The organism is Streptomyces sp. NBC_00554 (assembly GCF_041431135.1).
In the GTDB taxonomy this organism is placed as follows: Bacteria; Actinomycetota; Actinomycetes; order Streptomycetales; family Streptomycetaceae; genus Streptomyces.
This window is the reverse complement of sequence record NZ_CP107799.1, coordinates 990,009-1,003,299: the sequence shown is the minus strand read 5'-3', so window position 1 is coordinate 1,003,299 and position 13,291 is coordinate 990,009. Positions and strand designations below refer to the sequence as shown.

Here is a 13,291-nt window from a genome sequence, read left to right as displayed (position 1 = left end):
GGTTCGGCGCGCGTTCCTGTCACGTTCTTCACCAGCCAGAGGCGGTGTAGACGACGGCGGTGTCGCCCTCGGGACCCCAGGCCAGTTCACGCAGCAGGCTCATGGTGCCCTCGTCGGGGTCGATGAGCTGGATGCCGCGACCCACGTAGTGCCGCATCAGCTCCGGCGAGACCATGCCGTGGTTGCCGTCGCCGGTCGGCGCCCACGGGCCCCAGTGGACGGTCAGCCCGCGGCGGTCCGCGCCCGCGCGCGCCCAGCGGGTGCCGAGGGTCTCCAGGGCGTCGTTGGCGGCGGCGTAGTCGGACTGACCGCGGTTGCCGAGGGTCGCCGCGATGCTGCCGAACAGCACCGCGAACCGGGGTCCGTCCGGCAACTCGCCCACCGCGTCGAGCAGTTCGAGCGCTCCGTCCACCTTCGTACGGAACACCCGGTCGTACGATTCCGGACTCTTCTCCGCGATCAGCTTGTCCTCGATCACACCCGCCGCGTACACGACGCCGTCGAGCCTGCCGTGCTCGGCGTGGATCTCCTTCACCGCCCGGTGTACGGCGTCTCCGTCCAGCGCGTCGACGGCGCGGTACCGCACCTGGGAGCCGAGCCCGGCGAGCTTGCGCAGGGTCCCGCGCACCTCGCGTTCGGCCTGGATCCGGCCGATCGCCCGCTCGATCTCGGCCGGCACCCGAAGCCCGCCCGCGATGAGCGCGGCCCGCAGTTCGCCCGCGGTGACCGCCGCCGCGAGGGCGGGGTCCTCCTCGCCCTCGGGCAGGGCGGTACGGCCGAACAGTTCGATCCGGCAGCGGCTCGCCCCGGCGAGGGTGGCGGCGAAGCGGGCGGTGATCCCGCGTGCGCCTCCCACCAGGAGCACGACGGACTCCGAGTCGAGGCCGAGTGCGGCGGCCTCGGCGGCGCCGTCGCCGGCCGGGCCCGCGCCCGTGCTGCCGAGCAGACCCAGACCCTCCTCGGCCATGCGCAGTCCGCGGCGGGTGCCGGGCGAGCGCAGCACGACCGGTTCACGGTCGGGCGCGGTGAGTTCGGCGAGGAGATCGGCGGCGATGTCCTCGGGCGCGGTACCGGGGGAGTGCTCGACGACCCGGGCGACCGTGTCGGGGTACTCGCGTGCGATCGACCGGAAGAAGCCACGGAGCCCGGCCGAGGCACCGGCGGCCAGCACCCAGCGCGGGTTGTCCGCCAATGTGCGCTGGTACACGGGGAAGACGTCCGGGAGGACGGGCGGGGCGTCCGGTGCGACGAGGTGGACGAGTCCGTCGAAGGTCCGGTCGGCCGGGGGCTCGTCGGCGGTCAATGTCTCGGCTCCGTGCGCGGAGAGGCGGGCGGCCAGTGCGTCGGCCACCGGCCCGTCGCCGAGCAACAGGAAGGTACGGCCGGTGAGTTCGCTGTCGGTGGGCGCGGGGGCGGCCGGGGTGAGGTCGAACTCCTGCATGACTAGACGCTTGGGGGCTACGACGACGGGGGCGGGGTCGACCGGGGTGGTTTGCGCGGCTTGGGGCTCGGTTGCCGCAGCGGCACCCGTACCCGCACCCGCGCCGGCCCCGACAGCGGCACCCGCGCCGGCACCGATAGCTGCCTCGGCCGCCGCCCTCCCGCCGGTGGCCGGTCCGGCCGCGGGTATCGCCCCGCCGCCGGCGGCCAGGGCCTCGGCAGTTCCGGCCGTCCCCGCCGCCTCGCCCCGTACGCCCGTCACCAGCGCGGCGATACCGGCGGCGGTACGTGCCTTCGCGAGCTCCTCCACGTCGGTGTCGGCCGTCGCGGTCAGGCCCAGCCGCCCCGCCAACTCCCCGGCGATCTCAGCCCGTTTGATGGAGTCGACGCTGAGGTCAGCTTCCAGGTCGAGGTCGGGTTCGATCATGTCGACGGGATAGCCGGTGCGTTCGCCGATCACGTCGAGAACCAGCGCCAGGACGGACTCGGCGGTCGGTACGGCGTCAGCGGAGGCGGTGTCGGCCGGAGCCGGGGCGGGAGTCGATCCCGGTCCGGTGACGCGCTCGACCAGCGCGGTGATGGCGGCGGCCGTGCGTGCCTTGGCGAGTTCCTCGATGTCGGTGTCGGCCGTCGCGGTCAGGCCCAGCCGCCCTGCCAACTCCCCGGCGATCTCAGCCCGTTTGATGGAGTCGACGCTGAGGTCGGCCTCCAGGTCGAGGTCGGGTTCGATCATGTCGACCGGATAGCCCGTCCGCTCACCGATCACGTCGAGGACGACCGACAGCACCGAGCCACCCGCGGGCACCGCCGCCGCGACCGGCAGCTGCTCCGAGGCAGGCCGTGGTGCCGGGATGGCAGGGAGCGCGGTGACCGTGATGGGAATGTCCGTGTACGTGACCGGGGCCGGAGCTGCGGGCCGTACTCCCGGATCCGTTCCCAGATACCCCAGCATCACATCCCGCTGAGCGGCGATCATCTCCCGGCTCGTCCGCAGGAACTCGCTGATCAGGGCCTCGGATCCGGTGGCGGCCACCGGCGCGGCTGACGTGCTGTGGGTCACGAGGGCCTCCGGGACACGCTGGGCGGGATGGAGAGCGGCGGCGGGGAGCGCGCCGTCCGCCGTGCGGAGCAGATGGCCGTCGACGGTCCAGGCGGCGCGTTTGCGGCGCGGAGTGCGGGCGTCGGCGGTGATCGCGTCCCGGCCCTGGAAGAGCCATGCGGTCCTGATGTCCGCACCGGCGACGGCCAGTTGGGCGAGTGCGCCGAGGAAACCGGTCAGCCCGGTGCGCGGGCCGTCCTCCAGCGCGACCGTCCGGTGCGGCCGGTCGCCGAGGATCCTGCCCACCAGCCGGGTCAGCACCGAGCCGGGCCCGGCTTCGACGAAGAGCCTGGCTCCGGCCTCGTACATGGCCTCGATCTGGTCGGCGAACCGAACCGGTGCGCCGATCTGGGCGGCCAGTTCGGCCCGGATCGCCTCGGGGGTCTCGGGGTAGGGCTCGGCGGTGCGGTTGGACCACACGGGGAAGTCGGTGACGCCGACCGGGACGTCGGAGAGGACCTCGGCGAACGTCTCGCCGGCCGCGGCGACCAGCGGGCTGTGGAACGCGCAGGCCACCGGGATCCGCTTCGCGCTCAGTCCCTGGGCCCGCAAGCGCTCAACGGCGGTGAGCACGTCCTCCGTGGGGCCCGAAATCACCGTCTGGCGAGGCGAGTTGCGGTTCGCCGTCACCACCGATCCCGCGAGTCCTGCCTCCGCCAGCGCCGCCGCGACCTCGGGCTCGCCCCCGGCGACGGCGGCCATGGTGCCGGGGTCGCCGTCGCCGGTGGCGCCCAGGATGGCGGCGGCCCGGTCGCGGCTGGCCCGCAGCAGCACGTCGGGGGCGAGGGCGCCCGCCGCGGCGAGGGCTGCCAGCTCTCCGTAGCTGTGTCCCGCTGCCATCGCGGGGCGCACACCGGCCCGCGTGAGGAGCTGGTGAGCGGCGATTCCGGTGAGGCCGAGAGCGGGCTGCGCGACGGTCGTGTCGGTGATCCGCTCCTGCTGCTCCTTGCGGCTCTTCTCGTCGAAGGCGGTCGGCGGGAAGAGCACCCGGGCCGTCTCCTCGTCGAGCCGCAGATGGCGCTGGAGCTCGGGGAAGGCCACGAACAACTCGGCGAACATCCCGGGCCGCTGACTGCCCTGCCCGGGAAAGAGCAGCGCAAGGTCGCCCGGCTCCGTGTCATCGGCTGCGAACAGGCCTTCCTTCGGAGCGTGTTCACCCGCCGCGGCACGGCGTAGCAGTGCCGCCAGTTCCTCGGTCGAACCGGCCACGAGCGCGATCCAGGCCCGCGCGCCACGAGGGGCGACGGACTCGGCACGCCGGGACGCGGCGAGTGCGAAGTCCCGCAGTCGCCATGGCTCGTACGGACCGGGATCCGCCTCCACGAGCGCGAGCAGGTCGGCGACGGCCCGTACGGCCGTGGCGCGGTCCGTGCCCCGGAAGGTGAACAGCTCGGCAGGCCACTGCTGGGCCGAGGTGACGGGCGGCGGACCGTCCTGGTAAGCACGCAATACGACATGGAAGTTGGTGCCGCCGAAGCCGAAGGCGCTGACTCCCGCGACCCGTTCGGCCGGAGCCGCCGCCCAGGGGCGGGCCTCGGTGTGGAAGGCGAACGGGCTGCTCTGCGCGTCCCAGGCCGGGTTCGGCTCGGTGAGGTGCAGGGTCGGCGGCTTGACGCCGGTGTGCAGGGCGAGCGAGGTCTTGATGAGCCCGGCGAGTCCGGCGGCGCATTTGGTGTGCCCGATCTGCGACTTGACCGAGCCGAGCGCGCAACTGCCCGGCAGGGCACCGGCGTCCTCGAACACCCGGGTGAGGGAGCCGAGTTCGGTGCGGTCGCCGACTACGGTGCCGGTGCCGTGCGCCTCGACGAGTCCCACCTCGGCGGGGGAGACACCGGCATTGCGGTAGGCCCGGGCGAGCGCGTTGTACTGACCCTCCGGCCGGGGCGCGGTGAGACCGAGCGCCCGGCCGTCGCTGGCGCTGCCGACGCCCTTGATGACCGCGTACACCCGGTCGCCGTCCCGCTCGGCGTCGGCGAGCCGCTTGAGTACGACACAGCCGACACCTTCACCGAGCGCGATGCCGTCGGCCGCGCTGTCGAAGGGGGCGGAGCGGCCGGAGGGCGACAGGGCGTGGGCGGAGGCGAAGAGCAGGTAGTCGTTGATGCCGTTGTGCAGATCGGCGCCGCCGCACAGCACCAGGTCGCTGGTCCCGCTCACCAGTTCCTTGCACGCCACGTCGACGGCGGTGAGGGAGGAGGCGCAGGCCGCGTCGACGGTGTAGTTGGCGCCGCCGAGGTCGAGGCGGTTGGCGATCCGGCCGGAGATGACGTTGGCCAGGATGCCGGGGAAGGAGTCCTCGGTCAGGTGTGGCAACTGCTCGTCGAGCGCGGGCGGCAGGCCGCCCAGGTAGGACGGCAGTACGGAACGCAGCGTCATGGCGTTCGAAAGGTCGCTCCCTGCCTCCGCGCCGAACACGACCGACGCGCGGGCCCGGTCGAAGGCCCGGCTCCCGTAGCCGGAGTCCTCCAGAGCGCGGCGCGCGGTTTCGAGGGCCAGCAGCTGCACGGGCTCGATGGCGGGCAGTGAGGCGGGCGGAATCCCGTACCGCAGCGGCTCGAAGGGGATCTCGGGGAGGAATCCGCCCCAGCGGGACGGCGTCTTCTCGCCCGCGCCGTCCGGGTCGTGGTAGAGATCCGCGTCCCAGCGGGTCGCGGGTACTTCGGTGACCGCGTCCTCTCCGGCGAGGACGTTCGCCCAGAAGGTGGCGAGGTCGGGGGCGCCGGGGAACATGCAGGCCATGCCGACGATGGCGATGTCCAGCGGCTCGGGGGCGGGCGGAGCGGCCGGTTCCTCGATGCCCAGGCCGCGCAGCCGTGCCGTGAGGAAGTGTGCCGCGCCGGTGGTGACCGCGGTGTGCAGCGCGGCGACGGTGGTGACCCCCGAGCGCAGCACGGCGACCTCGCCGGCCATGAACATGCCCTCGGCGAGCTGCCGTTGCTCGCCGACCGCGCTGAGCCCGCCGTCGGTCCGCTCGATGCCCTTGCTGGCCAGCCGCAGCCGCCCGACATTGAGCTGTTCCAACTGCTCCCAGGCCGCGCGGCCGGGTATCCCACGGGTGGCCAGGTCCTCCTTGACGGCGGCGAACTCGTCGGTGAACGGGCTGCGCACACAGCGGGTGGCGTGACCCGGAGCGGTCTCCAGAAGATCGGTGCGCTCGGCATCGATCACCTGCCGCTGGAACAGGGGCAGCACCGCGCCCGCGGTCACCGCCTCCTCGGTGAACAGGTACGCCGTGCCCATCAATACGCCCACCGCGGCACCCCGCGCACTGAGCGGCGCGGCGAGGGCGGTGACCATGGCGGCGGACCGCTCGTCGTGCACGCCGCCCGCGAACAGGAGTTGCAGCTCGGCAGCCGTGCCCTTCTTCGACCCCGCGAGGAAGTCGTCGAGCACACCGAGCTGCGCCTCCCACAGCGGGAAGCTGTTGCGCGGCCCGACATGGCCGCCGCACTCGGCGCCCTCGAAGATGAACTTGCGCGCACCCGCCTCCAGGAACTGCTTCAGCAGCCCGGGCGAGGGCACGTGCAGGAACGTCGAGATGCCCACTTCCTCCAGCGCGGCGGCCTGCGCGGGACGGCCGCCCGCGATGATCGCGTGAGAGGGGCGGATCTCCCGTACGACGTCGAGTTGGGCGGTCTTGATCTCCTCGTCGGCGAATCCGAGTACGCCGACACCCCACGGCTTGTCGCCGAGCGAGTCCCGGGTCTCCTCCAGGAGGGCGCGGGTCTGGTCGGCGCCGGAGAGCGCGAGGGCGATGAAGGGCAGAGCGCCCGCGCCGCTCACCTCGGCGGCGAACGCGGCCTGGTCGCTGACGCGGGTCATCGGCCCCTGGGCGACCGGTAGTCGGGTTCCGAGGGCGAGGCTGCCCGCGCCACCGGGGGCGAGAGCGGGGCCCGCGTTCTTCAGGGTGTCGAGTACCGCGTCGCGTACGCCGCGCACCGCCGCGTGGACGGTGCCCCACTGTTCCTGGAAGCGGGCCGCGAGGAAGCCGTCCTGGCCGATCTCGGGGGCCGGGGTGCCGTCCTCGGCCGGGACGGTGCCGGGTCTGCGGCGCCGTACGACGCGCCGGCCGTTCTCCACGGTGGTCTCGGAGCCGTCAAGACCGGCGAGCAACGCGGTGGTCCCGGCGGGCAGTTCGGCCTCGGTTTCGGCGAGCAGCGCGAGTTGGGTGTCGAGCACGACACCGGCGCCGCCACCGGCGACGACGGCCGCCGCGGTGTGCGGTCCGGCACCGCCACAGGCCCAGACCGGCAGGTCCAACTCCGCGTCGGCGAGCAGCTGTTGCACCAGCACGAAGGTGCTCAGTTCGCCCACGGGACCGCCGGCCTCGTGGCCCCGGGCGATCAGTCCGTGAGCCCCGGCGGACGCGGCCCGCAGAGCCTGTTCACGACCGGTCACCTCGACGAGTACGCGGCGGCCGGGGAAGTCGGCGGGCGTGCACGAGGCGTCGGTGGTCAGCAGGACCGTGTGCACGCAGGCGGGGAGATCCTGCGCGGGAAAGGCATCGTTGTCAGCCACACGTACGCCGAATCCGGCGGCCGACCATTCCTCGGCGAGCGCGAGTTGAGCCGCGGCACGGCGTCCACCCGCGGTCAGGTCGAGCACGCCCAGACCACCGGCTTGCACGGCGGCCGCGGTGAGCCGTGCCGACGCGACGGCGAACGGGTTCACGGCGATGACGATGTCTTCTACGGCAAACAGCCCGGAAGTATCAAAATTCGGCACAGGCACGCGAACGCTCCAAATCACACAAGTGTGAGGAATGGTGGGGGAGAGCGCTGGAACGCGCAGCGACTTCGGTGCGCGGCACGCTCATAGTCATTGCGCACACATGTGAAAGTCAAACTCTCAAAGGGGGGTTGGCGTGCGGGATTTAACGTCGACGACACAGCTCTGAGGGCCTGACTTACCAGCTGGTAACCCGACTTCCACCGGGAGCACACATGGAGCTGGGGAGTCGTTCACACCTGTCCACCTTCGTCCCAACTAGTCTGACGCGAAGCTGACTTGACGGATCGTCAGAAACTAGTACCCAGGGACTGCTTGAACAAGGATGGTTTTCGGTCAGGTAAATTGAACATGCAACATGTTTTACCTCGTATAGCCGAAACCCACCCTTACGTAATAAGGGTGGGATCCGATACGTAGGCGTTAATCCGATACTTCGGCGTCAAAGGGGGAGCCCCGCCTGCCGGCGCGGCAGCAGCGGCAGCAGGCGGGGCTCCGGGAAGGGGACTTTCGTGGGGATCGGGTCCGTGAAGCGGCCTGAACGTGTTGCTGTCATCGGAGTGGGCATCCTGGGAGCCAGCGTGGGCTGGAACCTGTCCCGGCGCGGCGCCCAGGTGGTCTTCATCGACGCAGGCCGGCCGGGCGAGGGCGTCACCAACTGGTCCTTCTCGTGGGTCAACGCCAGCAACAAGACCTTGCGCAAGTCCTACTTCGACCTGAACGTCGCGGGCATGGCGGCCCACCGTGAGCTTGCCGGGGCCATCGGGCCGGACTCATGGTGGTATCCCAGCGGCCACCTGCGCTGGACGGACGATCCCGCGGCGCAGGCGAAGCTCCTGGAAACAGCCGAACTGCTGGACGGCTGGGGCTACCGGGTCGAGGCGTACTCGGGTGCGGAGGTGCGCCGTCACCTCGAACCAGCTCTTGCGATGCCCGGCGAGGTTCCAGTCGTGTTGTATCCCGACGAAGCCTGGGTGCACGGACGTCATCTCGTCGACCGCTTGGTCGGCCAGGCCGTTGCCTCCGACGCTGAGCTCCGGTCCGGCACCGCGGTCCGTGACATCGGCACCGGTGCCGACGGGAGCATCCGGACAGTTGCTCTGGCCGATGGGAGCCGTCTCGACGTCGACGTCGTCGTGAACGCGGCAGGCCCCAACGCCTCACACGTCGCGGGGCTTGTCGCACGGCAGCTGCCGATGCGGCGTGAACCCGGCGTCATCACCCGGATCGGCTGTGCTCAGGTCCCGGTTCACCGGGTCATGCACGCGCCCCACATCGAGATCCGTCCTGACGGAGACGCCTCCATGGTCCTCCACAGCCGCGAGATCGACGCACTCATCGACACCGGCGAAGAGCCGGCGCAACTCGCACGGCTCCTCCACGAATCGGCGCGGCACGTCGTTCCAGAGCTCGGCAACTCCCGTATCGCACAGACGCGGGTGGCCTTCCGGCCCATCCCGGCCGACGGATTCCCCTCGGTGGGAGCGGTGCCGTCTGTACCGGGCTACTACGAGGCCGTTTCCCACAGCGGCATCACGCTCGGGCCGGTAATCGGGCGGATGCTTGCTTCGGAGATCCTCAGCGGGAGGAGGGACGAGATGCTTGCGGACTTTCGCCCCGAGCGGTTCCTCCCGTGACAGCGGTGGGTGAGCGCCTGCCGGGTGGCGGTTCCCCCATCAACCGGGCGGTGACCGCCCGACGGCGCGGGACAACGCGCGTCACAGTGACGGCCGTGCGACTAAGGCGTCCGCGATCGGGAATGGCTCCCCCGAAGGTCTTGACCGCGGCCTGCCACGGCCGCCGTGCCGAGCCTCACCCCCACCGCCGTTGAGAGCAGGAGTGAGCATGCAGTACGTGAAGCTCGGTTCGACCGGCCTGGACGTGTCCCGGATATGCCTGGGCTGCATGAGTTTTGGGATTCCCGACCGTGGCGTCCATGAGTGGACCCTCGACGAGGAGGCGTCGCGCCCGTTGATCCGCCAGGCGCTGGAAGCCGGGATCAACTTCTTCGACACCGCGAACGTCTACTCCGACGGCACCAGCGAGGAGATCGTCGGCAAGGTGCTCGCGGACCTCGCGCGCCGTGAGGAGATCGTCATCGCCACCAAGGTGAACGGTGCGATGCACGAGGGCCCCAACGCACGCGGTCTGTCCCGCAAGGCGATCATGACGGAGATCGACAGCAGCCTCCGCCGACTGGGCACCGACTATGTGGACCTCTACCAGATCCACCGGTTCGACCCCGCGACTCCCGTGGAGGAGACGATGGAAGCCCTGCACGACGTGGTGAAGGCGGGCAAGGCCCGGTACATCGGGGCGAGTTCGATGTACGCCTGGCAGTTCTCCAAGGCTCAGTACACGGCGCGGCTGAACGGCTGGACGCGGTTCGTGTCCATGCAGAACCACTACAACCTCCTCTACCGGGAGGAGGAGCGCGAGATGCTGCCGCTCTGCGAGGACCAGGGCGTCGGCGTACTGCCGTGGAGCCCGCTGGCCCGAGGCCGGCTCACCCGCGACTGGGACGCGGTCACCGCGCGCAGCCGGGCCGACGAGTACGGCAAGAGGCTCTACCAGGAGGGCGACCGCGAGATCGTCGACGCCGTCGCCCGGATCGCCGCCACGCGTGAGGTCCCGCGTGCCCGGATCGCCCTCGCCTGGCTGCTGCAGCAGAACACGGTGACCGCCCCGATCATCGGCGCCACCAGGCCGCACCACGTCGAGGACGCGGTCGCCGCGGTCTCCGTGGAACTGACGGAGAAGGAGATCGAGGAACTGCAGCAGCCGTACGCGCCCCGAGCGATCAAGGGCCACTGACCGCGGGATGCGGCAACCCGCGTCCGACGGCCCGGCTGCCCGGTGACGCGGCGAATGGAAAACGGCATTGGGAGCGCTCCCAATGTCCTGCATTGCATGGGCATGCCAGGGTGTCATTGACGGTCGGTCGCCTTTTGGGCGGATGGGTGTTCGCCTGGTGGGTGGAGTGGTGAGTTCGGTGGAGCGGACCCGGCTCGGGCCGCTGCGGGAATCCGAATTTCATTTGCAGAGGCACCCGGACTGACCTTCCGTCAATATTCGCGCTCTCGAAGGAAAAGGGAAAATCGCGAGAGTGCTTGTTCCGACTCGTCACTCTGTGCAAAGGTGTGCGTTGTCGGCGTGCAGACAATATTCGCTTCCTTCTGTACGCATACGGTGCACTCGTCCGCCCCTCGCTTCACCAGCAGTGCCTGAGGTGGCTGTCCGTGGTGCAACCCCCCATGGGTAGTCCCTCCGCTTCGCCGGGCGGGCTACATACCCATTGGTATGGACTAATTCCTGCGTTACCTTTGGGAGGAAAGCGGACGTGAATGACGCGGCTCTGTCCAATTCTCCAACTCCCGCTCGTCTGTTCGAGGTATCGGATGAGCGGCTCGCGGCCGACCTGAAGAAGAGTCCGGGGAGCACGCCGGCGAACTATCCCGTCGGTGAACTCCTGGACCGGCACTGGGAAGCGGTCTTCTCTTACGCGCGACTGTGCACCGATGGTGTGCGCCCCGCCGGAATGCTCACCACGGCCGCATTCACCAGACTGTTCGGGGAATCGCTGCGGCAGACCGGGCCGACGGCCGCGTGGCGCCCACAGCTTCTGGTCGCGGTGCGCCGAATAGCCGCCGAGTGGCTCACGGACCGGCGGAGCGAACATCTCCATCCCGAACTGCGGCCCGGCCCCGACGGTGAGGAGCGGGCCGCGGCGCGGCTCCTTCCGCCGGAGAGCAGACGCCTGCTGGCCAGGGCGTTCCAGCGGCTCTCGGAGCCGGCCCGCTGCCTGCTCTGGCACACCGAGGCCGAGGCGGAGCAACTGCACGTGCCGGCCGCCCTGTTGGGCCTGGACGAGGACGACGCCGCCGTGGAACTGCGGCGGGCCCGCGAACGCCTGCGCGAAGGCTGCCTGGAAGTCCATCGCGAACTGGCCCCCGCGGAGGAGTGCCGCCGCTACAACCGCATGCTCGACGTGTCCCTGCGCCGCGGCGGCGGCGACCTCGACCCCGACCTGCGGCGCCACATGGCCAGATGCGCACACTGCCGTCACGCCGCCGACCAGTTGAACAAGTTCAACGGCCGACTCGCCCGCCCGCTCGCCGAAGCCGTGCTCGGCTGGGGCGCGCATTCCTACCTCGAAACCCGGCAGGGACGTGCCACCGCGATCGTGGAAGTGACCGAGGCCCCCGAGGCCGCGGCCACCGCCCAGACCGGACACTTCCCCCTTCCGGCCGAGGCCCCGCGCCCTCCGAGCTTCCCGCCTCGGCCCACGCCGCGCGGCTCCGCGCACACCGACTCCCGCCCGCCGACGCACAAGGCCCCCCGGCGCGCCTCCCGTCGCCGGAACGTCGCACTCGCCGTGCTGACCCTGAGCGCGCTGATCGTGGTCCCGCTCGTCGCATGGGCCGGTCTCGGCTCCGGCGGGGACAGCGTGGCCGAGCCCAGTTCCGGCCCGGACAAGGCGCCCGGCGCGAACCCGTCCTGGATCGGATCCGGTGACCAGCCGATCACCACGGGAGGCCGGCTGCGCAACTCCGGCAACGGGCTGTGCATCGGCATCGTCGGCGACAAGCCGGTGAAGGGCGCGGAGACCCAACTCACCTCGTGCACCTCGAAGTCGGTCCAGCAGTGGTCGTACGAGGAGGACGGACAGCTGCGCAACGTGGCCGACCCCGACCTCTGCCTCGACTCCCACCTCGGCTACTCGGTCCAACTGGCCCCGTGCACGGGCGATTCCCAGCCGGACACCAAGAACGTGCGCTACGACTTCACCCTCCAGGGCGCCCTGGTGCCGCGCTGGAACCAGGACCTGGCCCTCACCCCCGCCTCCCCCGAGGAAGAAGCGGCCCTGGTCCTCAAGGTCCGCGAGGACGAGCCGGCCCAGCGCTGGACGCTCGACACCACCTCGCCCTCGCTCCAGCTCGAGGTGGTCAACTGGGGCGCCGACAGTGAGTCCAGGGCGCCCGCGGCCGACCCCGCTCCCACCCTCTCGAAGACACCGTCGCCCAGCACCACCCCCAAGCCCTCGGTAACACCTTCGACCCCGAAGGCGACCCCGTCGTCGGCGTCACCGACGTACGGCTCTTGCTACTACCCGTACAACTACTACTGCTCCGGGGACGGGCAGCACGGCGGGTCCGACTATGGCTACGGGGACGGCTACGGCTATGGGTACGGGGACGGCTACGGGAACGACGGATACGGCGGAGGTCACCGGTGAGCGGATCCTGAGCCTCCAGCCGCGCCCCGAGTGAGGGTGAGGGTGCGGGTCAGGAATCAGCTGCCCGGGCGCATGACCGTCAGGGACACCGACGAGGCGTTGCCGGAGACGGGCACCTTGCCCTGCGTCCACTTCACCTTGAGCGAGTCCTTCTCGTCGGGCGGTGTGACGAGCAGCGCGGCGGGAGTCGCCGTACGGGCCCCGCTGATCTCCGGGTTGGAGAAGGTGAGGCCAGCCCATGCCTGCTGCCCCGGAGCGAGCTTCACCGTCGTCGGTGACTCCGAGGAACGCTCGGGATCGGGCCCCAGCTGCTTGCCGGACGCGTCGACGAACGCCGCTCCGGGGAAGCCGCGCAGGGTGCAGGTGCGCTGAGAGGTGTTGGTCAGGACGATGGGGAAGTTCTCCTGCCCGGCGCCGGGATCGTTCCCGCCGACTGACGCGCTCAGCTCGGAGGTGTGGCAGCGGGCGCTGGAGGAGCCGGTCGTGGAAGAGGGCGGGGTGGTCGTGCCGGAACCGGGTGCGGTGGCGCTCTCCGTCGCTGCGCTGGTCGGGTCGGCGGCGGTGCTCCCGCCGGAGTCAGTGGTGCGGTCACCGGAGGCGGGCTGGGCCGTGCCCGGCAGTGTCTGCGGCGCACTGCTCGCGCCGTTGCCGGTACCGCAGCCGGAGAGCAGGCCCACCATCGCGATGCCCGCGACCAGCGCCGCCAGGCGAGCCGGGGTCGAGGTACGGCGTGCGGGAACCGAGCTGAGCCGGTCCGGGTCCGCCGTGCCATGCGGGAAGGTCGCCAT

Annotated in this window: 5 protein-coding genes; 3 read left to right on the top strand and 2 right to left on the bottom strand. The window is 71.0% G+C overall.

Annotation, left to right across the window (positions count from 1 at the left end; translation table 11 throughout):
- Positions 1 to 28 precede the first annotated feature (28 nt).
- Entirely contained in the window at positions 29 to 7,210 is a 7,182-nt protein-coding gene (locus OG266_RS04640; RefSeq protein ID WP_371543044.1) for an SDR family NAD(P)-dependent oxidoreductase, read from the bottom strand.
- Positions 7,211 to 7,794: 584 nt separating this feature from the next.
- Between OG266_RS04640 and OG266_RS04635 the strand changes: the two genes are divergently transcribed.
- The 3 genes from OG266_RS04635 (at position 7,795) to OG266_RS04625 (ending at position 12,503) form a co-directional block, all read left to right on the top strand.
- Positions 7,795 to 8,904, top strand: coding sequence for an NAD(P)/FAD-dependent oxidoreductase (locus OG266_RS04635; protein ID WP_371543042.1), 1,110 nt, complete (start codon positions 7,795 to 7,797; stop codon positions 8,902 to 8,904).
- 208 nt (positions 8,905 to 9,112) lie between these two features.
- Positions 9,113 to 10,081, top strand: a complete 969-nt coding sequence (locus OG266_RS04630) for an aldo/keto reductase (protein ID WP_329544006.1) — start codon at positions 9,113 to 9,115, stop codon at positions 10,079 to 10,081.
- 526 nt (positions 10,082 to 10,607) lie between these two features.
- A complete protein-coding gene (locus tag OG266_RS04625) occupies positions 10,608 to 12,503 on the top strand; it encodes an RICIN domain-containing protein (protein ID WP_371543039.1) in 1,896 nt (631 codons plus the stop codon).
- Between the two features lie 56 nt (positions 12,504 to 12,559).
- Here the strand turns inward: OG266_RS04625 and OG266_RS04620 are convergent, their stop codons facing one another.
- Positions 12,560 to 13,291 (bottom strand): DUF4232 domain-containing protein, encoded by a 732-nt coding sequence (locus OG266_RS04620; protein WP_371543036.1) that lies wholly within the window; start codon positions 13,289 to 13,291, stop codon positions 12,560 to 12,562.